General features: G+C 68.0%; 16 protein-coding genes and 2 pseudogenes. 3 read left to right on the top strand and 15 right to left on the bottom strand.

Annotated features, from left to right (window positions below; all coding sequences use genetic code 11):
- Positions 1-2: 2 nt before the first annotated feature.
- From F1643_RS13490 to F1643_RS13430, 13 genes are all read right to left on the bottom strand, one after another.
- Positions 3-347, bottom strand: a complete 345-nt coding sequence (locus F1643_RS13490) for a hypothetical protein (protein ID WP_194913696.1) — start codon at positions 345-347, stop codon at positions 3-5.
- On the bottom strand, positions 344-748 hold the full coding sequence (locus tag F1643_RS13485) for a response regulator (protein WP_194913695.1): 405 nt from the start codon (positions 746-748) through the stop codon (positions 344-346). The genes F1643_RS13490 and F1643_RS13485 overlap by 4 nt, the downstream gene beginning before the upstream one ends.
- Positions 749-884: 136 nt before the next feature.
- The gene (locus tag F1643_RS21735) at positions 885-2,282 is read right to left on the bottom strand and encodes a response regulator (RefSeq protein ID WP_255542746.1); all 1,398 of its coding nucleotides are present in this window, start codon (positions 2,280-2,282) and stop codon (positions 885-887) included.
- 33 nt (positions 2,283-2,315) lie between these two features.
- Positions 2,316-3,734, bottom strand: a complete 1,419-nt coding sequence (locus F1643_RS13475) for a diguanylate cyclase (RefSeq protein ID WP_194913694.1) — start codon at positions 3,732-3,734, stop codon at positions 2,316-2,318.
- 12 nt (positions 3,735-3,746) lie between these two features.
- Positions 3,747-4,184 carry a response regulator gene (locus tag F1643_RS13470; RefSeq protein ID WP_014247336.1) on the bottom strand — a complete coding sequence of 146 codons (438 nt, stop codon included), beginning with the start codon at positions 4,182-4,184 and terminating at the stop codon, positions 3,747-3,749.
- Positions 4,184-5,830 (bottom strand): ATP-binding protein, encoded by a 1,647-nt coding sequence (locus F1643_RS13465; RefSeq protein ID WP_194913693.1) that lies wholly within the window; start codon positions 5,828-5,830, stop codon positions 4,184-4,186. The genes F1643_RS13470 and F1643_RS13465 overlap by 1 nt, the downstream gene beginning before the upstream one ends.
- A complete protein-coding gene (locus tag F1643_RS13460) occupies positions 5,827-8,307 on the bottom strand; it encodes a PAS domain S-box protein (RefSeq protein WP_194913692.1) in 2,481 nt (826 codons plus the stop codon). The genes F1643_RS13465 and F1643_RS13460 overlap by 4 nt, the downstream gene beginning before the upstream one ends.
- 200 nt (positions 8,308-8,507) lie before the next feature.
- The gene (locus tag F1643_RS13455; protein WP_194913691.1) at positions 8,508-10,991 is read right to left on the bottom strand and encodes a methyl-accepting chemotaxis protein; all 2,484 of its coding nucleotides are present in this window, start codon (positions 10,989-10,991) and stop codon (positions 8,508-8,510) included.
- 522 nt (positions 10,992-11,513) lie between these two features.
- Positions 11,514-12,854 (bottom strand): acetyl-CoA carboxylase biotin carboxylase subunit, encoded by a 1,341-nt coding sequence (gene accC, locus F1643_RS13450; RefSeq protein ID WP_194913689.1) that lies wholly within the window; start codon positions 12,852-12,854, stop codon positions 11,514-11,516.
- A gap of 19 nt (positions 12,855-12,873) precedes the next feature.
- Positions 12,874-13,323 carry an acetyl-CoA carboxylase biotin carboxyl carrier protein gene (gene accB, locus F1643_RS13445; protein ID WP_194913687.1) on the bottom strand — a complete coding sequence of 150 codons (450 nt, stop codon included), beginning with the start codon at positions 13,321-13,323 and terminating at the stop codon, positions 12,874-12,876.
- Positions 13,324-13,345: 22 nt separating this feature from the next.
- Positions 13,346-13,795 carry a type II 3-dehydroquinate dehydratase gene (gene aroQ / locus F1643_RS13440; protein WP_012973695.1) on the bottom strand — a complete coding sequence of 150 codons (450 nt, stop codon included), beginning with the start codon at positions 13,793-13,795 and terminating at the stop codon, positions 13,346-13,348.
- A 154-nt stretch (positions 13,796-13,949) separates the two neighbouring features.
- The gene (locus F1643_RS13435; protein ID WP_194913685.1) at positions 13,950-14,822 is read right to left on the bottom strand and encodes an ABC transporter substrate-binding protein; all 873 of its coding nucleotides are present in this window, start codon (positions 14,820-14,822) and stop codon (positions 13,950-13,952) included.
- A 105-nt stretch (positions 14,823-14,927) separates the two neighbouring features.
- Complete coding sequence (locus tag F1643_RS13430) at positions 14,928-16,400, bottom strand: dynamin family protein (RefSeq protein ID WP_194913683.1); 1,473 nt, start codon at positions 16,398-16,400, stop codon at positions 14,928-14,930.
- Positions 16,401-16,612: 212 nt separating this feature from the next.
- Here F1643_RS13430 and F1643_RS13425 point away from each other — a divergent pair, with 212 nt between their 5' ends.
- Together F1643_RS13425 and F1643_RS13420 are read left to right on the top strand one after the other, a co-directional pair.
- Positions 16,613-17,281 carry a hypothetical protein gene (locus tag F1643_RS13425; RefSeq protein ID WP_194913681.1) on the top strand — a complete coding sequence of 223 codons (669 nt, stop codon included), beginning with the start codon at positions 16,613-16,615 and terminating at the stop codon, positions 17,279-17,281.
- A 543-nt stretch (positions 17,282-17,824) separates the two neighbouring features.
- Positions 17,825-18,086 (top strand): annotated as a pseudogene (locus F1643_RS13420) (helix-turn-helix domain-containing protein); the annotation flags it as partial.
- A 606-nt stretch (positions 18,087-18,692) separates the two neighbouring features.
- Here the strand turns inward: F1643_RS13420 and F1643_RS23185 are convergent.
- A complete protein-coding gene (locus tag F1643_RS23185) occupies positions 18,693-18,887 on the bottom strand; it encodes a DUF882 domain-containing protein (protein WP_255542744.1) in 195 nt (64 codons plus the stop codon).
- Positions 18,888-18,978: 91 nt separating this feature from the next.
- A pseudogene (locus tag F1643_RS23180) lies at positions 18,979-19,248 on the bottom strand (DUF882 domain-containing protein); the annotation flags it as partial.
- A gap of 841 nt (positions 19,249-20,089) precedes the next feature.
- Between F1643_RS23180 and F1643_RS13410 the strand changes: the two are divergent.
- A complete protein-coding gene (locus F1643_RS13410; RefSeq protein ID WP_255542743.1) occupies positions 20,090-21,055 on the top strand; it encodes a L,D-transpeptidase family protein in 966 nt (321 codons plus the stop codon).
- The last annotated feature ends 14 nt before the right edge of the window (positions 21,056-21,069 follow it).

The raw sequence follows: 21,069 nt of genomic DNA, 5'->3' as shown, positions 1-21,069 counted from the left end.
CTTCAGCGCGGCTGGGCGCCCAGATCCTCGAAGGCCAGTCCCTTGTCGGTGCGGCGGAAGCGCCCCTTGCCGTTCACGGTCAGCGGTTGCTGCCCCGGCTGCGGCACGAAGGTGGCGGCGTAGTAGCAGTCATACTGCCCGCTGCCGTCCTGCCCGTTCTTCAGCTTCGCCTCGACGCAGCCCTGCTTGCGGAAATTGTCGAAGGCGCGGAAGGCGGCATTGCCCTGCCGCTCCAGCATGCGGCGGGTGTGCGTCTCCACCAGCTTGCGCATCTCGCCCTCCGACGGCTCACCGGAACAGGCCGTCAGGATAAGCGCAAGCGTCGGAATGACCGTACGGAGCCTCACCGTCCCCCCAGCAGCCTGTCCATCCGCTCCTTCAGCGCGGCGAAGGATGGGGGTTTGACCACGAAGCCGTTGACGCCCAGCGCCATCGCCTGTTTCACGATCTCGGATTCGGTGTGGTTGGTCAGGAAGACCACCGGGGCGCGCGGATTGGCAGCCTCGGTGCTGGCGCGCAGATGGGCCAGGAACTGAAGGCCGGAGACCGGCTTCATGTCGATGTCGCAGACGATCAGGTCGGGGTTGACGCGGATGCACTCGTACATCGCCGACTCGCCATTGTCGGCCTCGGCGACGTCGCGGAAGCCGATCTGGCCCAGGATCTGGACGATGGTGCGGCGGACGAAGGGCTGGTCCTCGACGACCAGGATGCGGTGCCGGGAGTAGTCGATCGTCTGCATATCCATCCCCGATCCTCCAGCCAATTCGCCGCTTTCCACTGATACCGTCCGAACCGGCGGCGGGCAACCGAAGGCCGGTTACCGTCAGGTGGAATATGGTTTTAGGTCTGTAAAATTTTCGACAATCTGTATCGGGCCAACATCAGCCACGCGGCGCGACACGGCCGGGGAACAGGCGCTCCAGCACGGCGCCCAACCGATCCATGGTCAGCGGCTTGTGCAGGCAATCGTCCATTCCGGCGGCGCGGCACTGGGCGTCATCCTCGGCATCCGTGCCGGCGGTGAGCGCCACGATCGGCACGCGGCCAGCCTGGCCCGGCAGCGCACGGATGGCGCGCGATGCCTCATGGCCGTCCATCACCGGCATCTGCACGTCCATCACGATCAGGTCGAACCGCCGTTCGGTGGCCGCAGCGACGCCTTGGGCTCCGTCCTCCGCCGTCGTCACCGCATGGCCCAGCGCCTTGAGGAAGCCGGCGGCGACCAGCCGGCCGATCGGGTTGTCCTCCACCAGCAGGACCGAAAGGGCGGCCGGCGGCACAACGGGGCGGGCCGGCAACTGCACGGGGATTCGGGCGGTCAGCCATTCGCCGGCGCCGCCATCCGCACCCGCGCCAGCCGCGCCGTCCGCTAGCAGGCGCCCCCCCAGCCGCCGGACTTGCGGTCCGGCCACCGCCAGCGCCAGCGGGCGCAGCCGCGGCACGCCCCGGCGGCGGAGGATCAACTCGGCCGCCTCCCCCGCCGGCTGAAGAGACAGCGACAGCTCCGCCCCCGTCTCCGCCGTCAGGAGTACCAGCAGGGAGCGCAACCCGCCCGCATCGCCGATGAACCGTTGGTCGGCGCCCCCCTCCACCGCGACCGCCGTCGCGCCGGCCGCCAGATCGCCAAGGGTCAGCGTCTCCAACACCTGGGAGTCCTGCTTCGCCGGACGCAGGGCCGACAGCGCTGTGCGCAGCGTGTTGCCCGCCGTCCGGACGCCGGTCAGCCGGTCCAGCTGGCTCGGCAGCAGAGGCGATTCCAGCGCAGCGGCGGTCAGCGCCAGCATGGGATCGAGCGCCGCCTCCACCGCGGCGGCGGCGGCGTCGAACAGCGCCGCCGCCTCGCTCCCTGCCCGCTCCGCCCCGGCCAGAGCCGCACGCAGGCGGTTTTCCCGTGCCTGCCGCCGACGGGCGGCGGCTATGGCGCGGCGCAGGGCGGCTGCATCACCGGCCGGCAGCGCATCCTGCGCGCCGGCCGAGATGAAGGATGCCGCGGCATCCTCCTGCCCATCCGGCAACAGGACCAGCACGGCGGGGACCGGGTCCAGCCGGACCAGCGCCTCGACCGCGGCATGACCGGGGGCGGCATCGGCGATTCCGCCGGCGGCGTCGATCACGACCACGCCGTCGCCTGCCGCTGCACCGCCGCGCAGACGGTCCAGCGCCGCTTCGACCGTATCCACCCGCGGGGGAATGCCGCCCAGCGCGATGGCGAGCTGCCGTATGCGCAACGCGTCGCCGGAGACCAGCAGCACCCCATCCCGGCCGGAGGTGTCCGTCATCGTTCCTTCGGCCATTTTTCCTCTGACATGCCGTCAGCTCGCGATGGAAGTGGGGATGGATGCGGTGGCGAAGACCGGGCCGGGATAGCCGTCGCTGACGACGACGCGGTTGCGGCCCAGCGATTTCGCCTCGTACAGCGCGCGGTCGGCGCGGCCCAAGGCGCGCTCGATGCTGGCGTCCTCGTCGCCGCATATGGCGACGCCGATGCTGACCGTCATGCGCAGCGTCCCGCCACTGGACTGGCCGCCGGAATGGCCGCCGGGCTGCAACGCCACGTCCGCCATGGAAAGACGATGGCGCAGCCGTTCGGCCACCTCGGTCGCCGACTCCAGCGGGGTTTCGGGCAGGATGATCGCGAACTCCTCTCCGCCCACCCGGCCGACATGGTCGGTGTCGCGCAATTCGGCGCGGCAGACCTCCGCCAGCCGGACCAGCGCCCGATCCCCGACGGCATGGCCATGGGTGTCGTTGATCGCCTTGAAGCGGTCGATGTCCAGCATCAGCACCGACACCGGCCGGCCATAGCGGCGCAGCCGCGCCATCTCGACCTCCGCCAGTTCCATGAAGCGGCGGCGGTTGTTCAGCCCGGTCAACGGATCGGTGGTCGCCATGCGGCGAAGCTCGCTCTCCACCCGCATGCGCTCCGACACGTCGCGGATGACGGCGGTGAACAGCAGGCCGCGGGCATGGTGCAGCTTGGCGATCGACACCTCGGCCGGGAACTCCCGTCCGTCGGCGGTCAGCCCCTGCACCTCGCGCCGGTTGGTCATCACCTGCGCCTGCATCTCCGACACGGCGAATCCGGCGATGTGGACCTCGTGGTCGGGGCGGAAGCGCTCGGGGATCAGCAGCGACAGCGGCCGCCCCAGGATGTCGTCGGCATCGTAGCCGAACAGGCTTTCCGCCGCCCGGTTGAACAGGGTGATGTTCAGGTTCTCGTCGGTGGTCAGGATGGCGTCCTGCGCCAGCCCGATGATGCCCTGCAGCCGCTCCTCCGACAGGCGCAGCTCCTCCTCCAGCCGCTTGCGGGCCATGGCGTGCTGGACGGCCCGCCACATCAGCGGCCCGTCGGTCTGCCCCTTCACCAGATAGTCCTGGGCGCCGTGGGCCAGGATTTCCAGCGCGAAATCCTCGTCGTCATAGCCGGTCAGCACCACCAGCGGCAGCGACGGCGCGTCGGCATGCAGGCGGGTCACCGTCTCCAGCCCGAAGCTGTCGGGCAGCGACAGGTCGAGCAGCACGACGTCGCAGGCGTTGCGGTGCAGCCAGGCCCGCGCCTCCCTCAGCGAGGTGGCGCGCGCCACGGTGGAGCGGCGGGCATAGGGCGTCAGCGAGCGGGTCACCAGACGCGCATCGGCGTCGTCATCCTCGACCAGCAGGATGGCGGTGCGTCCCTCCTCCGGCTCGGGGCTGTGGGACTGGGCGGGCTTGGCCGGTAAGGCGATGGACATGTCTGGCCTCCTTCACCGTGGCAGCCGGACGACGCGGAACCAGTATTCCTCGATGCTCTTCACCGCATCGAAGAACGCGTCCATGTCCATCGGCTTGGTGATGAAGCTGTTGGCACCCAGCAGATAGCTGGCGTTCACGTCGCGGTCGACGTCGGAAGTGGTGAGGATCACCACCGGAATGGTCTTCAACTCCTCGTCCGCCTTCAACTCCTGCAGGACCTCGCGGCCGTCCATGCGCGGCATGTTCAGGTCCAGCAGGATCAGGTCGGGCCGGGTGGCGCCGGCGAACGGGCCCTGGCGGCGCAGATACTCCATCGCCTCCACGCCGTCGCGGACATGGCCGACGTTGCACAGGATGCGGCCGTCGCGCAGCGCCCGCTTGGCGAGGCCGGCATCGGCCGGATCGTCCTCGACCAGCAGGATCTCGAAGGGAGTCGTCAGGTCCTGCATCAGGGGAATCCTCGGAAGGCGGGATGGGGCAGATGGATGGAAAAGGTGCTGCCGACGCCGGGGCTGGAGACGACGGTGATCCGGCCGCCCAGCCGCTCCACCATCTTGCGGGCGATTGCGAGCCCCATGCCGGTGCCGGGATGCTCGTCACGCGAATGCAGGCGGCGGAACACCTCGAAGATCTGGTCGCGGTAGCGCGGCTCGATGCCGATGCCGTTGTCGCGCACGTCGATCACGTCATAGCCGTCGATCCGCCGGCCGGAGACATGCACCTCCGCCGCGCGGTAGGGGTGGCGGTATTCGACCGCATTGGCGATCAGCACGATGAAGATCTCGCGCAGGCGCCGCTCGTCCGCCTGCACCGCCGGCAGTTCGCCCACGGTGACGGTGGCGCCGGCATCGGCGATGCGCCGCTTCAGCGCGGTCAGCGCCGCCTGCAGCGCGTCCCCGGCCGCGACCGTGCCGCAGCCGAGCGGAACCCGGTCCTCCGCCAGGAACAGCTGGACGTCGCGCAGCAGCATCTTCAGCCGCCCCGCCCCGTCGACGATCTCGCGGATGAAGCCGGCGCTCTCCTCGTCCAGCCTGCCCCTCTGCTGCTTCTCCAGAAGCTGGGCATAGCTGGCGATGGCGCGCAACGGCTCCTGCAGGTCGTGGGCGGTGGCGTAGGCGAACTGCTCCAGCTCGTTCTTGGCCCGTCCCAGCTCGGCGGTGCGCAGGTCGACCTGCCGTTCCAGCGTGTAGCGGCGGCTGACCGCCATGAAGGTCAGCGCCTCGATCAGCAGGGCCAGCAGAAGGAAGGCCGCCTGGAATCCGCGGAAGGTCGGGTCGGTATAGGCGAGACCCTCCCAGCTGGTGCGCGGGGCCAGCGCCAGTTCCCAATGCCCGTCCGGCAGGTTGATCCGCTCCACCAGCGGATCGCCCTTCAGCGCCAGCGCGTCGCCCGCCACCTGCTGGCCGCCGTCGGTCACGACGGCGAAGCCCAGATGCGACGGCACCCGATCGAAGCGCACCTCGCCCAGGATGGCGCCGACATCGAACACCAGACCCACCGCCCCCCAGGGCTTGCCCGGCCCGTAGACGATCTGTCGGGCGATCAGCCCCTGCCCGCCCTGGAGCAGGGCGACGGGACCGTGGACGGTCACGTCGCGGCTGATGATGGCGCGCTGCACCGTTTCGGCGAATCCGGGCCGCGCGTCCTTCAGCAGATCGTTGCCCAGCACCTTCTCGTTGCCCTCGACCGGATAGACGATGCGGACGACGAAGTCGGGGGCGGCGGAGATGTTGCGCACCCCCACCACAGACCGCCGCAGCCCCTCCGCATAGCGCGGGAACTGATCGGTGAGGCTGCCGGCCACCGCCGCCACCTCGACGAAGGCGGTCAGGCCACGGACCAGCGCCAGCCGCTCGTTCAGCGCGCTGGACAGTGTGCTGGCCATCGACGAGGCGGTGAGCGCCGCATTCGCCCGGTGTTCGGCCACCAGGACGCGGATATAGACGTCGCCCATCCACAGATAGGCCAGCGCAAGCACCAGCGTCACCGCGGCCTGGACGGCGGCGGCCTTCCAAATCCGCCGGCCGCCCGCGATCAGGCGGCGCAGGACGGCCGGAACCGGCGGGCGCGGCACGATCAGGGGCTCCGCCGTCATCGCCGGTCCCGTGCCTCCCCATCCGCGTCCGCCGGGGCCGCCGGAGACGTCGGAGACGCCATGGCCGGCAGGACCATGCGGAACAGGCTGCCGCAGGGGCGCCCGTCCGCATCGCGCAGGTCGTCGTCCGGCGGGCCTTCCACCCACAGCCGGCCGCCGTGATGCTCGACCACCTTCTTGCAGACCGCCAGCCCGACGCCCGTGCCCTCATACTCGTCGCGGCGGTGCAGCCGCTGGAAGATGCCGAAGACGCGGTCGCGGTCCTCCGCGGCGATGCCGATGCCGTTGTCGCGAATGTCGATGCGCACCACCGGCGCACCGCCCTGCCGGTCCGAAGCCCGGCCGGAAGCCACGGTGACGCGCACCACCGGCGGGCGGCCGGGCTCGCGGTACTTCACCGCATTGCCGATCAGGTTCTGGAACAGCCGCATCAACTCGTTGTCGTCACCGGCCACCACCGGAAGCGCGGCGCCGTCCTGCCCGCCCACCGTGACCGTGGCCCCGGCATCCTGGACCGCGACCTCCAGGTTCAGCAGAGCCAGCCGCAGCGGTTCGTCCAGCGGCACCGGCCGGAAGGGCTTGGCCTTGCGCCCGACCCGCGAGTACTCCAGCAGGTCGACGATCAGCCGGTCCATGCGCTGGGCGCCGTCGCGGGCGAAGTCGATGCACTCCCGGCCCTCCTCGTCCAGCGACTTGCCCAAGCCCCGCTCCAGCAGGGTCAGGTAGCTGGTGATGACGCGCAGCGGCTGGCGCAGGTCGTGGGAGGCGACATAGGCAAAGGCTTCCAGTTCGGCATTGGATCGCTCCAACTCGCTGGTCTTGCCGCGCAGAGCCTCCTCCGCGATGCAGCGTTCGGTGATGTCGTGGATCAGCGACATCAGAAGCGTGCGGCCATGGACGACGATGTTGCTGATATAGACCTCGACGTCGCGGACGTCGCCGGAGGCCAGCCGATGGCGGAACTGGAAATGCTTGCGTTCGGCGTTGCGGGCCTGTTGCAGCTCCCGCTCCACCTCCCCGCGCGGCGCCACGTTGATGTCGTGGATGTGCATGCTGCGCAGCCGGTCGAGCGGATGGCCATAGAACTCCGCCGCCGCCGGGTTGGCATCGACGATCCTCCCGTCCGCCGGGTCGACCAGCAGCTTCACCGCGCAGCTGGCGACGAAGATCTGCTCGAACAGCTGCTGGCGCTCCAGCAATGCCTGCTCGGCATGCTTGCGCTCGCTGATGTCCATCACCGCGCCGACGATGCCGGCCGGCTTGCCGCCGGTGCGGCAATAGACGGCTTTGGAGAACAGCACGTCGCGCAGCGTTCCGTCGGCACAGCGCAGCTGGGTTTCGTAGCTCTGCGGCTTCTGGTCGGCCAGCAGCGCCTTGTCGACCGCCTCGTCGGCCTCGGCGACGTGCGGCGGGGCGAGGTCGAAGACGGTGCGGCCGAACAGGGCCTGCCGGTCGATGCCCATCCAGCGTTCGAAGGCGTCGTTGGCGTCCACGTAATGGCCCATGACGTCCTGGACGAAGATCGGCACGGGCACCGTGTCCAGCAGCACGCGCTGGAATCCGGCGCGGTCGTTCAGCGCCTGTTCGGCGCGCCAGCGCACCGTGACGTCCTCCACCACCCAGACGAAACCGCGTGCCGGGTCGCCCGTCTTCACCGGCCGGCCGATCAGGCGGCAGCGGATGTCGGTGCCGTCGGCCCGGCGCATCGCCACCTCCTCGTCGAACTGGCCGCCCGACTGCATCCGTGGATAGGCGCGCCGGCCCACATCCTCGAACACCCCGTCATCGCCGTAGATGATGCGGGAACTGCAGCCGACGATGTCCTCCATCCGGTGCCGGAAGGTGGCGGCCGCCGCCTTGTTGACCCGGCGGATCACCCGGTCGCCGTCGACCAGCAGCACGCCGACCGGGGCATTGTCGAGGATGGCGTCAAGCTGCAGCCGGCTTTCGGCAAGTTCCTCCTCCATCCGCTTGCGGGCGGTGACGTCGACATGGGTCCCGATCATGCGGCGCGGCCGGCCCTCCGCATCCCAGGACACCACACGTCCGCGGTCGAGGATCCACAGCCATTCCCCCGATTTGGCGCGGACACGGTGCTCGCACTCGTAAAATGGCCGTTCGCCGGATAAATGCGCCTGGAGCGCCGCCTGGGCCAGCGGCAGGTCTTCGGGATGGACGCGGGAGCACCAGAAATCGAGATGCGGAGTCACCTCGCCCGGCGAGAAGCCCAGCATCGTCTGCCAACCCGGGCTGTACCAGACCGCATCGGTCGCGAGATCCCAGTCCCAGATCCCGTCGCCGGCGGCGTCGGTCGCCAGATGCAGGCGCGGCACCGCCGTGCCCAGCCTGCCGCGACGCCATTTCAGGCGGGTGCGGAGCTTCGGCGCGGCGGTGCCGGCCGTCGCGCCGGTGTCCGGGAGGGGGCGCAGCGTGGTTGCTTCGAGTGTGGCTGCTTCGAGTGTTGTTGCTTCGACCATGGTTGCGGTCGGACCTCGTTTCCATTCACCCGGAAGGAGCTGCGGACAATCGTGCATCTCCCGGCAGTACGGCAAGCATACTCCTTCAACCTCGAAGCAATCCCTGGCGATATTGTCACAGGGCTGCAGTCCTCACCAACCGGGAAGAAGTAGATGCTTAACCATTACCAATGCTGAATGATGGGATGCCGCTGAATAGTTCAGGCGGCCACATCGACGGGTGCGCGATCCTTGGTGGCGATTTCCACGGCACGGATGAAGTCCCGCGGCATGCTAACCGCCTCGAAGGCCAGATGGATGCGGTTGTGTTCCACCGCCTTGACCACGACCGCCGCCTCCACCCCGTAGCGGTCGAGGCGCAGATGGCCGATGGTGCCGGCCAGCGAACGGCCGTCGGTCGCGGTCACCGGATCGATCATGGCGCCGCCGATGGACAGGTTGCGGACGGTCACCGCCAGACGGTCTCCGCCGATCAGAAGCGTTCCCGTCTCTTCCACCTGATAGCGCGGCTTGCGCCGGCGGTCGGCGTCGCCGGTGGAGGTGCGGACGATGCGCACCAGGACCTGCCGCAGGGACTCGATGGAGCGGGCGACATCACCGGAACCGTTCTTGACGTGGGTGGCCTGTTCGCCGGTGCGGTCGGCTTCCTCGGACACCGCGGCAATGCGGAACGAAACTTCCTGCGCGGCGGTCGAGGTCTCAACCACATTGCGGCTGATTTCCTGGGTGGCGGCCGACTGCTCCTCCATCGCGGCGGCGATGGACCCGGAGATGTGGTCGATCTCGGCGATGGTGTGGCCGATCTCCTCCACCGCCTTCACGGCCTCGTCGGTCACGGCCTGGATGGCGGTGATCTGACGGGTGATCTCCTCGGTCGAGGACGCGGTCTGGTTGGCGAGGTTCTTCACCTCCTGCGCCACGACGGCAAAGCCCTTTCCGGCCTCCCCCGCCCGCGCCGCCTCGATGGTGGCGTTCAGCGCCAGCAGGTTGGTCTGGCCGGCGATGGACTGGATCAGGTTCACCACGTCGCCCACCTTCGCCACCGTTTCCGAGAGCGAGCGGATGGTGGTCTGGGTGTGATGGCCGCTTTCCACCGCGCGGCGGGTCACCGCGCTGGAATGGGCGATCTGCGACGAGATTTCGCGGATCGACGCGGCCAGCTGCTCGCTGGCGGCGGCGACGGTCTGCGCATTGGCCAGCGCCTGGCCGGCGGCGGACGCCACGGTCTGGGCGTTGATGCTGACCCGCTCGGCGGAACCGGACATGCCTTCGGCTTCGCTGGCCATGGCGCCGGTTCGCTGTGCCACCTCCTCCACCGCCCGCCCGGCCTCGCGCTCCACGGTGGAGGCCATGGCCTCCAGCGCGCGGCGCCGCTCCTCGTCCGCATGCCGGGCGCGCTCGACACGCTCCTGCACCGCGTAGCAGAGCCGGGCCTTCAGCCCGCGCAACTGGCCGGCGACGGGATGGAACTCGGCCGCCGCCGGCAGGTCGATGATGTGGGTCTGGTCGTTGCGGGCGATGGCGTCGAAATCACCGGAGAAGTCGGCCAACGGCCGGCGCACCGTGCGCAGAAGCAGAAGCCCGCACAACACCGCCGCCGCCAGCACGCCCATCCCGGCGGCCACGGCGAACACCAGATGCCAGCGGAAGTCCTCCAGAGCGCCTTCATACTCCGCCTTCGCCACGGTCAGTTGCAACTGCAGCAGCTCCTTGTTGGTCTGGAAGGCGGCCTGGAACAGCGGTTCGACCCGGTCGCGCACCAGCACCTCCAGCCGCAGCGAATCGCCCTGGCGCGCCAGTTCCACCGCCGGCTTCAGCCCGTCGTTCAGGAAGGCGGCGCGCTGATTGGCGAAACGGTCAACCAGCGCCGCCTCTTCCGGCGTCAGATAGGTGGTGAGATAATCCGCCCACAGCCGGTCGATGGTGGCGACGTTGCCGGTGATCCGCGCCTCGCGCCCCGCCGTCACCTTGGCGTCGGTGCCGTCGCGGGTGTCGATGATCAGACGCTGGAGCGTCTGCACATTGTCGCGCATGTGGTCCAGAATCTCGCCGATCTGCACAGCCGGCACCGTCCGATCCTCATACACCGTCTTCAGCGAGGCGTTGCTGTCGGCCATGCCGCGCAGGGTGACGCCGCCGACCGCAAGCATCGCCAGGATCATGAAGGCGAAGATCAGGGTCAGCCGGCCGGTCACGCTCGCCGACCAGTGCCGGAACGCCGCGCCGGCGCCACGGCCCACCGCCTGCCCGTCGCGCACCGTCAGATGGCGCGCCCGGCCCTCGCGGATGTCGGCATAGAGCCGCTCCGTCGCCGCCACCTGCTCGCGCGTGGGCTTGGTGCGGATGGAGATGAAGCCGGTCACCTTGCCGTCCTCGATCACCGGCGTGACGTTGGCACGCACCCAGTAGAAGTCGCCGGACTTGGTGCGGTTCTTCACCAGCCCTTCCCACGGCCGCCCGTCCTTAATCGTCGCCCACAAATCGGCGAAGGCCTCCTTCGGCATGTGGGGGTGGCGGATCAGGTTGTGCGGCGCACCGATCAGTTCGGGCTCCGTATAGCCGCTGATGTCGACAAAGGCCTTGTTGACGAAGGCGATGCGCCCGCCGGTGTCGGTACGCGACACCAGCAGGACGCCGTCTTCCATCATGATTTCGCGGTCGGTGATCGGTTCGTTCACGCGCATGGACGGGGCCTCGTCGAACAATGGGCTTGAGACAGGGGGGCTTGAGACAGGGGGGCTTGAGACAGGGGGGCTTGAGACAGGGGGCACGAACAGGACGGCGCGACACCGCCGGACCGGGCGACTGCTGGGCACGGAGAGCGGGCAGGATGTTCATCTACCCTGGGTGGATGCCGGTCCGCACTGACCCAGATCAAAAGAGCAAGAGGCGTGCCATGCACAACGGCCGGCCCCGAGAACGGCCTTTGGGGAAAACCCCTATGAACTCCAAGCCCCGTACAGCGACGGGCATGCACCGGCAATGGTCGGAAAATGCAGCCGGCCTCGCAGTTTGCGAATAAAAACGCAAGAAACCGGCGAGATTCCTAAAATGCAAAATATCAACCAGACCCCTAGGGTGGCGGCTCTCTTTTAAAAGAAAGATCTTATAAAGAAAAAGCCCCTCTCTCGACTTGAGGGAGGGGCTTCAGAACCGCGACGGATTGTCGCAGTATCTACCGCTATACAGTCGGACCCGGCAGCTGGTCAGGATTTCGCCATCAGCTGTTCCAGCCAATGGATGTCGTAATTGCCGTCGATGAAGGCCTGCTGGGCGATGATGCGGTCATGCAGCGGCAGCGTGGTCTGGATGCCGCCGATCACATACTCCTCGATCGAACGGCGCAGCCGCATCAGGCACTCGTTGCGGGTGGTGCCGTGGACGACCAGCTTGGCGATCAGGCTGTCGTAATGCGACGGCACGCGGTAGCCGTCATACAGCGCCGAATCGACGCGGACGCCCAGGCCGCCCGGCGCGTGGTAGCCGTCGATCTTGCCCGGTGACGGCATGAAGGTCTCCGGATTCTCGGCGTTCACGCGGCACTCGATGGCGTGGCCTTCGAAACGGATGTCCGACTGGCCGTAGCCCAGCGGCGCACCGGCGGCGACGCGGATCTGCTCGCGGACCAGATCGATGCCGGTGATCATCTCGGTGATGGTGTGTTCCACCTGCAGGCGGGTGTTCATTTCGATGAAATAGAACTGCCCGTCCTCGAACAGGAACTCCATCGTGCCGACGCCGCGGTAGCCGATGGCCGCCGCGGTCTTGGCCGCCAGGGCGCCGATATACTCGCGCTGCTCGGCGTTCAGGGCAGGGCTCGGCGCCTCCTCGATCACCTTCTGGTGCCGGCGCTGGACGGAGCAGTCGCGCTCGCCGAAATGCACGCAGGCGCCGTGGGTGTCGCCCAGGAGCTGGATCTCGATGTGCCGCGGATGGCCGAGATACTTCTCCAGATAGACCTCGTCGTTGCCGAAGGCCGCGCGCGCCTCGCCGCGGGCCAGCTGATAGGCTTCCTTCAGCTGGTCGGGGTTGCGGGCGACCTTCATGCCCTTCCCGCCGCCGCCGGCCGCCGCCTTGATCAGCACCGGATAGCCGGTCTCGTGGGCGACCTTCTCGGCCTCTTCCAGCGTCGTCACCGGGCCGTCGGAGCCGGGCACCACCGGCAGACCCTGCTCCATCACCGTCTTCTTGGCGGTGACCTTGTCGCCCATGATCCGGATATGCTCCGGCGTCGGGCCGATGAAGGTGAAGCCGTGCTCCTCCACCATCTCCGCGAACTGGGCGTTTTCGGACAGGAAGCCGATGCCGGGATGGATGGCGTCGGCATTGGTGATCGACGCCGCCGACAGGATGGCCGGGATGTTGAGGTAGCTCTCGCGCGCAGACGCCGGACCGATGCACACGCTCTCGTCGGCGAGGCGGACGTGCATGGCGTCGGCGTCGGCGGTGGAATGCACCGCCACGGTCTGGATCCCCATCTCGCGGCAGGCGCGGTGGATGCGGAGCGCAATCTCACCACGGTTCGCGATCAGGACCTTTTCGAACATCGCCAAGGGAATGCCCCGCTTACTCGATGATGAGGAGAACTTCGCCGAATTCGACCGGCTGGGCGTCGGACACCAGCACCTCGGCGACGGTGCCGCCGCGCGGGGCCTTGATCGGGTTCATGACCTTCATCGCCTCGATGATCATGATGGTCTGGCCGGCCTTGACCACGTCGCCCGGACGGACGAAGGGCGTGCCGCCCGGCTCGGCCGCCAGATAGGCGGTGCCGACCATCGGCGAGGTCACCGCGCCCGGATGGCTCGCCGGCTTGCCCGCCGGAGCCGCCGCGGCGGCGACCGGTGCGGCCGCCAGGACCGGGGCGGCCTGGACGGCGACCGTCTGGGCGGCGGTCGGGCGGGTGACGCGGATGCGCTTTTCGCCCTCGGCGAACTCGATCTCGCTCAAGCCCGTCTCACGCAGGAGGTCCGCCAGCTTGCGGACCAGATCGCCGTCGATGTCGAAGCTCGCCATGATGTCAGTCGTTCCCGTTTCCTTAATCGCGGTCGATGATGTTCGCGATGGCGTCCAGCGCCAGAAGATACCCGTGCGGCCCGAACCCGCAGATCATCCCCCTCGCCACCGGCGAGATGTAGGAGTGATGGCGGACCGGCTCGCGCTTGAAGATGTTCGACAGATGGACCTCGATCACCGGCAGTTCCGACAGGATCAGACTGTCCATGATCGCGACCGAGGTGTGGGTGTAGGCGCCGGCGTTGATGACGATGCCGTCATTCTCCGTGCGGGCCTGCTGAATCCACGAGACCAGTTCGCCTTCGTGGTTGGATTGCCGGAAATCCACGGTCAGACCCAGCGTGTCGGCACGCTCGTGGCAGGCGGCCTCCAGATCGTCCAGGGTCATCGACCCGTAGATTTGCGGCTCCCGCACGCCCAGCATGTTGAGGTTCGGCCCGTTGAGGACCAGAATCGACGCGTCGATGGCCACGGTCCGCGCCCCTTTTCCCATGATCGAAACCGCGCGTTTATAGCACGAAGCACCGTCCTGTCCATGGCGACGCGGGTCTTGGGCGCGGAAAAGCGTGGCATGGGCGCCGGCCCGCTTCGCGCCCATCCCGTCCGCGCCGGCGAACCGCCGGGGCTCAGGGGGGTGGCGGAACGGTGTGACCGGACAGCAGTTCGCGGTAGACGCCCTGCGCCTTCAACGCCTTGAGCCCGTCGTTGAAGGCGGCGAGCGTCGTCTCGGCTCCCGGCGTGGCGCGCCCGATCACCAGATGGAGGGTAACGACGGCATAGGGGTGGTCCGAAACCCGGATGTCGTCCGCCAGTCCGGATCGGGCGATGGCGGCGGCGGCGCTGTACTCGTCGATGACGAGGGCATCGGCCCGCCCGGTCGCCACCATGCGCACGCAGGCCCCCAGGTCGGACGGCGTCTGCCGCGCCAGCTGCCCCTGCCCGACCAGCGCTTCCAGCTCCGGCGGCAGGGCATAGCCCACCGCTTGGCAAACGGTCCGGCCGCGGAACCCCTCCAGGCCGCGGGGGCCGCTCACCAGCCGCCCGTCAAAGGCCATCGCCGTACGGTTCGACATGTAGACGAACTGCCGCACCTCGATCACCGGGTCGGAGAACAGCACCTCCTGCTCGCGTTCCGGCGTGCGGACATAGGGAAAGGTGGCCAGGAAACGCCCGGCGACCACCCCGTCATATCCGCGCTTCCACGGCATGAACCGAACATCGTAGTGGCGGCCGGACACCGCGAAGGCCCGGCGGACCAGATCGGTCACCAGCCCGCCGCCCGGCAGTTCCTCTCCCGTATAGGGCGCGTAGTCGCCGCCGGTCACCAGGTCGAGGCCGGTGTAGGGGGCCGGAGCCGGCTCGGTTGCGGATTCGAGCGCCTGCCCGGCGGTCGGCACGGCGAGCAGCAGCACCACAGCCGGAACGACGGCCAGCATGAGTGCCCGCACGGCAGCGCCGGCCCTCTCCGCGACCTTTCCGCCCGCCAGTCGAACGCCCATTCCTGCCCTCTCCCGCCCCGTCGCGGACCGTTGGTCGTCGCCCGCAAGGACCAGGGATCTAACGGCCTTTCCGTGATCCTGTAAAGAGCGGCCGGCGTTCCGCGGTCACTCCGCGGCGGTGGCGGGGGTGGAAGCAGCCTCCCGCGCGCGGCGGCCGGCCGGGTCGGTGTAGAGGTCGTTGATGCGCTGGACATGCACCGCCGTGGCCTCGCGGATGGCGAAGATCGCCTTGCGCGCCCTGCCGCCCCAGCCTGCCGGCTGCTTGGCGAAGATCGAGCGGAAGAAGCGGGTGCTGACGAGGAAGGCCTGCCGCAGGTTCAGGTCGACGTCGCCGAACCGTTCGTCCAAGCCCGCGGCGACGCGGCCGGCGAAGAATTGCCGGATTTTGAAGTGGCCGGCCAGGAACAGCCCGCCGAGAATCACCGCGGCGCCGACCACGCGCAGAGGCACGCCACCGTCGGGGTTGTCGAACAGCCAGCCGAGCAAGGCGCCGAATCCACCGCCCATCGTCTGCACGACGGTTCCCAGCAGCACCAGAAGAAGCACGCCCCACACCGCGTCGCCGATCAGCACCCGCCGGCGCCATGCCGCCATCGCCTCGCGCAGCTTGGGGATCACCTCGCCCTCCAGCTCCTTGGTCAGGCTGTCGATGGAGCCGATGATGCGGTAGGCCCGCGCGACCTCCACCTCGTTGATGCGGGTGTGGAGTTCGGCAAGATCGTGGTCGCGCCGCGCCTCGTAGCGGGCACGGCGGCCGTCGTCCTCGATGGCGACGGCGGAGCGCTGGTCGTAGATGGCGTAGAAACGGCCCGACACCAGCCCGGCCTGGGCGATCGCCCGCTGCCAGGCGCCGAACACCGCCTCCAGATTGTCTTCCTTGGCCGTGGTGTCGACCTGGTTCAGGATGTAGCAGACCTTGCGGGCGTCGGCGCGGTTCACCGTCTTGGCGACCAGATGTCGCAGCGTGTCCTGCATGGCGCCCGGTTCGGGATGGCGGGCATCGAAGAAGACCAGCACGAGGTCCGACAGCTCGACGATATGGTCGACCAGCCGCAGGACCGAGCGGCGCTGGTCGTCGGCATCGAAACCGGGCGAATCGATGAAGATCTTGCCCTTGGTGCGCGGCCCGGCCAGCGTCTTCAACTGCAGGTAATTGTCGATCCGCTTGCCTTCGCCGGCCGCCACCTTCTCGATCTCGTCGGCGATGCGGTAGAAGGGAAAGCGCGGGTCGGCGTTCAGCGCGGTGCCCGGCAGCGCCTCCTTCCGCGTCTCCGGCCCGTGGCAGATCACCGTGAACTTGTCGTCGACCGCCTGGTTGCCGGTGTTCTGCAGGGTCTCGCCGAGATAGCCGTTGAGGAAGGTCGACTTGCCGGCCGAGAAGGTGCCGAGCACCGCGACCATCGGCCACCAGGGAATGCGGGTGGTCAGCGATTCATGACGGTCGATCAGACCCAGCCCGGCCAGGATCCGGTCGAAGGCACGGAAGGTCGGGAGGACCGGCAGCAGGTTGGGGTTTTCCGCGCGCAGATGGGCATCCAGGGCCGCAAGGCGCTGCTGAAGGGCTTGCCGGGGGGTCATGGTCGGTCTGATTCCACAATGGCACGGGGCACAAGACTCTGGCCGGATGCGGCGGGGCGCCGGCCCGGATAAGTCCGGCCCTGTCTAGCACGGGCGGGGCGGCGCCCGGACATGAAATCTCCCTCATACTCCATGCGGGGCACCATTCGTGGCGCCGCATGGAAAGAGCGGCATCGGTGGAACAGGAAGCGGAAGCGGAACGTTGCCCCCAAATGGACAGCGACGGCGGCACCGACGATCCCCCTCCCGCCCCTCCCCTCCCCGCACCGGAGGAGGAGCATCGGCTGACCGCGGAAGAACTCGCCTTCCTTCTGCGCGATCCGGCGGCGAGAGCGCGCGAGGCCGAGCGTGCAGCGCGCTCCAACCGCAACCGAACCGAACGCCGCGCGGCCGATCCCGCCTATGCCGAGCGGCTGCGCGCCGGCGACCGCGAGCGCCAGCGCCGACGCCGTCTGCGCGAGTCCATAGGCCGTCCCGAACCGCCCGGCTTCCCTGCGGTTCCCCTGCCCGACCTGACCGAGGCCGAGGCCGCCCGGCGCCTGACGCTTCATCTCGAACGGAGCACCGACGCGCAGGCCATGCAGTTGCGCCGCCGGCCGGAACGCGTCCGGCTCTATGCCGAGGCCTTCGTCGTCTATCGCACCCTCTCGTCCGGCGACGACCGGCCGACACGGGGGGCGCTCGCGGCCCTGTTGAAGTCGCGCTTCGGGCGCAGCGTCACGCCTTCCCAGGTCCAGAAGCTGCGCGACCATGTGGAGGCGTTCGCCGCCCCCGGCGGGCCTTGGGCGCCCGGCACCGCCGCTGCGCCGACGCCTGTCCGAACGAAGGACGTCGCCAAGGCCGATACGGATAGTCACGCATCACGGCCGGAACGCCGGTGAATCCGGAGCCGGAACCCTCTCAGCAGGGCCGGTTGATATGGTTAATTATCTATTAACGCTTCCCTGGCCAACGATTCAGCCCTTTGCTCTGAACACGGCGGCGCGTGACGTCTTGTATCGGCCTGACTCATATGAAAGATTGCTCTGCTTGCGCATGATTATTTGCCGCAACCAGAAGGTTTGCCATCACCATTTGTAGCAGCTTTAATCCCGTCTGGTTTCGAACGGTTGACGTCTGAATTTCGTAAGCTATCGATCCAACCACTGGGTGAGTCGAAAGACACGGAGATTTCCGCCAAGGGATGGGTGTAGGGTGTGGACAAAGCGTTTGCGGAATTGACTCTGGCAACGCCGGAAATAATTCAAAGCTGTAACAAAGCAACTCCTACGAATGTTTCTACACCACGGATACCTATCGGAATATGGTGCCCATATACCAATATTCAAAAGTTTTCTCTTGAAAATGGGAAAAGAACGTGCAAACAATCTTTTCATTCTCGCAAAGAGAGGCGATGGAAGACTGGCTATCGGAGACCAATGGACATGAGTGAACCGACGGCGCGCAAAAGAGGACGACGCGGATCGCCGGAGTCCTGGTCTGTGGATGCCCATGTCGGGCAGCGCGTGCGGATGCGCCGGACCTTGCTGGGGATGAGCCAGGAAAAGCTGGGCGAGGCCATCGGCCTGACCTTTCAGCAGGTCCAGAAATACGAACGCGGATCCAACCGCATTTCCGCCGGAACTCTTTATCGCCTGGGCCAAGTCCTGGACGTTCCGGTCAGTTTCTTCTTCGACACCTACAACGATCCCGATGCATCACGCCGCCGCCGCGGCTTCGAGGAATCCGACGACAGCGACACGCAGATCAGCCGGCGCGAGGCGCGACTGCTGCGCCTGTGGCGTGCCGCTCCCTCTCATGTGTCGGACGAACTGCTGTCGCTGCTCTCGGCGATTTCCCCAGAAATCAGGGAACCACCGGAGGGACCCGGCGAGGATGGCGACGATGATGGCGAACCGCCGTCCCTCGATGGCGCTCCGCCGTCAGGCGACACCGGTCAGAGTGATGGCTGGAGCAGCGCGACCACAGGCACGATGATCGAGGCGGATGGAACCCGCGCTGCGAGTCGGGCGGTCCGCAGTGACACGCCGCGGATCAAAGCGGCCGGATCGGCCGATACATCGGGCAAAGGCAAGGGGAAGCGGCGCCGCCATGGTGCGGTGTGGGACCCGACCGACATCCTCCGCGCGTCCAAGCCGTCGCCCCGCAGTTGACGAAAGAAGGCCGTTGCCAGTTTCGCCTATGCGGTGAGTCTTCGCAGTCGCCCTATACGAAAAGCCCCGCATCGCCTGATGCGGGGCTTTTCAGTTCGACTGCTCAAAATCGGCAGGACGCGAGCGCTGGAGCGCGACCTTACCAGCTGCGCACGGGGCCGACGTCGAGGTGGACGAAACCGCTGCGCGGGTAGAAGCCGACGCCGCCGCCCTGCATGGCCTTCGCCGTCTCGGAAATGGCGCGCAGCTGCGTGTCGGGAAGGCGGATGTCGATGGCCATGCCGCGGGTATGGTAGCTTTCCTTCGCCACCCCGCGCGACCGGCGGCGCGCCATTGCATTGGTGCGGCGGGAGCGGAAAGCCGCAGATCACTTCGAAGGGGTCGTCGGACCCGACGCTCTGGTGCACGCGGGCGAGCAAATCGAACAGGCGCGGGTCGTAATGGCAGACCTGCTTGGCACGGTGGTCGCGCAGGAGCACGTCCAGTTTGCGCAGGGCATCGGGCCTGTAATGGCCATCGGCCCAATACACACCGTCGAAGCGCTCGTTGGTGTTGATGTTGTGGAGGCTGAGGCGCCGGACACCGCCGGCCAGAGGCGCCGCTTCGGCCGAACCCGATCCCAGAAGGACCGGAGCAGCCGTTACGCCTGTCACCACGCCACCCGTCACGACCCTGGCCGCGACGCTCGTCACCATCCCCGATGCGACCGGAACGGCCGCAGACACCGCCGCGGCGGCAAAACCCAGGAACCCGCGCCGCCCCATGGCCGGAGCGGCACGCTCGTCATCCCCCAAAAGCATCCCCGAACCTCGTCGTTTTGCGTTTTGGCCGTTCTACGATGTGGCCGTTTGGCGTCTGGCGGGTCGCTTGGCGCCCACGTTAGGTGTAAACCTTGTAACCAACGCTGTTTCGGAGCGCTCCGTCTGGCGGGAAGCGTCTCCGAACGGCTATTCGTATAGGGAAGGTCATCGGCCGAGGCAATCAAAAAATTTTGCACTGTGACCTTATTGCATAGACGAGGTCATAGGACGGCGACGGGAAAGCCACACTGGACGAGTGTTCGCGCAGATTTCGCGCCGTACGCCTCGCCTTCCATTATTGCGTTGCATAAATTGATCATAAGGGCCGCGCCGCACCCCTTCCGATGCAACAGGCCCGCCGCGACAGAGGGTTCCGACATGACCGTATCCGCAGACCTCCGCAAGCCCCGCAAGCTGGCCGTCATGGCCATGGCTGCCGCAACGGCGCTGGCGCTGCTCGGACCGGCGTCGGCGGACGCCCTGCCCTACCGCGACACGCTGACCCAATGGGCCGACCGGCTGGACGGCGCCGCTACGGAACTCGACCGCGCTCCCGCCCAGGTCTCCACCCGCATCGGCGAAGGCGGGACGATCAAGCTGGGAAGCCGAGGGGAGCGGGTCGCCCGTCTGTCCAAGAGACTGTTGGAACTCGGCTTGCTGCCGGCCGACAAGCTGTCCGACACCTTCACGACGGACGTCGACCACGCGGTGAAGGGCCTTCCAGCTTTCGCAGCGGATGAAGCCGGACGGGCTGGTCGGCGCCGGCACCCGTGCCGCGCTGGACCGCACGCCGGCCGAAGCGGCAAGCCTGATGCGGCAGAGCGCGGCGGCCATGCGCAGCTTCCGCGACACCGCTCCGGACGATGTGCTGGTGGTGAACCTGACCGACCAGACCACCACGCTGGTCCGCGGCGGGGAGGAGGAGCTGACGATGCGCGCCATCGTCGGCCGGCCGTCGCGCGAGACGCCGCTGCTGACCGATCGCATCACCCACATCATCGTCAACCCGACCTGGACCGTGCCGCCCACCATCCTGAAGGAAGACAAGCTGCCGATGCTGCGGGCCAAGGGGGTTCCCGGCATCCAGAACGCCATCGTCTATCTCGACGGGCAGGAGGTGGCTCCGGAGACGGTCGACTGGTACGGCGTCACCCCCGGACGGGTCCGCATCGTCCAGCAGCCGGGCGACCACAATGCGCTGGGCCGCTTCCGCTTCAACCTGACCAACCCCTACGACATCTATCTGCACGGCACCAACGAGCCGCGCCTGTTCTCGCGGGAACTTCGCTCTATCAGCTCCGGCTGCGTCCGGCTGGAGGACCCGCGACGTCTCGCCGAGCTGCTGCTGCAGGGCACCACGGTGACGCCCGCGCGGATCGACCGCATGCTGGATAGAATGCAGCCGCAATGGGTGAAGCTGGCGACGCCGATGCCGGTCCAGTTCGTCTATTTGGATCGCGACCGTCGAAGCCGACGGCGCCGTCCGCCTGCATCCGGACATCTACGACCGGCTGGACGACGCGCCGGCCACCGCGTCGGCTCCCTCGTCCGCACCCGATCCGGCGCGCCGGCCATCGCGCCAGCGGCCGCTCCGGCTCCGGCGGCCCCGCCGGCCGACACCGGCCGCGCCGCCTTTCCCGTCGACAAGTCGGGCACTGCGAAGGCGGGCCTGCGGCGGCAGAGAAGTCCCCGGCCTGACTGACGGCCGGGGCATTC

The sequence above is a fragment of the Azospirillum sp. INR13 genome (genome assembly GCF_015390205.1).
Lineage (GTDB): Bacteria > Pseudomonadota > Alphaproteobacteria > Azospirillales > Azospirillaceae > Azospirillum.
This window is presented reverse-complemented; position numbering and strand designations above follow the sequence as displayed.

Coding starts and splice junctions, on each gene's coding strand:
- F1643_RS13485 (WP_194913695.1), bottom strand. CDS start 748: ATGGATATGCAGACGATCGACTACTCCCGGCACCGCATCCTGGTCGTC.
- F1643_RS21735 (WP_255542746.1), bottom strand. CDS start 2,282: ATGACGGACACCTCCGGCCGGGATGGGGTGCTGCTGGTCTCCGGCGAC.
- F1643_RS13475 (WP_194913694.1), bottom strand. CDS start 3,734: ATGTCCATCGCCTTACCGGCCAAGCCCGCCCAGTCCCACAGCCCCGAG.
- F1643_RS13470 (WP_014247336.1), bottom strand. CDS start 4,184: ATGCAGGACCTGACGACTCCCTTCGAGATCCTGCTGGTCGAGGACGAT.
- F1643_RS13465 (WP_194913693.1), bottom strand. CDS start 5,830: ATGACGGCGGAGCCCCTGATCGTGCCGCGCCCGCCGGTTCCGGCCGTC.
- F1643_RS13460 (WP_194913692.1), bottom strand. CDS start 8,307: ATGGTCGAAGCAACAACACTCGAAGCAGCCACACTCGAAGCAACCACG.
- F1643_RS13455 (WP_194913691.1), bottom strand. CDS start 10,991: ATGCGCGTGAACGAACCGATCACCGACCGCGAAATCATGATGGAAGAC.
- accC (WP_194913689.1), bottom strand. CDS start 12,854: ATGTTCGAAAAGGTCCTGATCGCGAACCGTGGTGAGATTGCGCTCCGC.
- accB (WP_194913687.1), bottom strand. CDS start 13,323: ATGGCGAGCTTCGACATCGACGGCGATCTGGTCCGCAAGCTGGCGGAC.
- F1643_RS13435 (WP_194913685.1), bottom strand. CDS start 14,822: ATGGGCGTTCGACTGGCGGGCGGAAAGGTCGCGGAGAGGGCCGGCGCT.
- F1643_RS13430 (WP_194913683.1), bottom strand. CDS start 16,400: ATGACCCCCCGGCAAGCCCTTCAGCAGCGCCTTGCGGCCCTGGATGCC.
- F1643_RS13425 (WP_194913681.1), top strand. CDS start 16,613: ATGGACAGCGACGGCGGCACCGACGATCCCCCTCCCGCCCCTCCCCTC.
- F1643_RS23185 (WP_255542744.1), bottom strand. CDS start 18,887: ATGGCGCGCCGCCGGTCGCGCGGGGTGGCGAAGGAAAGCTACCATACC.
- F1643_RS13410 (WP_255542743.1), top strand. CDS start 20,090: ATGAAGCCGGACGGGCTGGTCGGCGCCGGCACCCGTGCCGCGCTGGAC.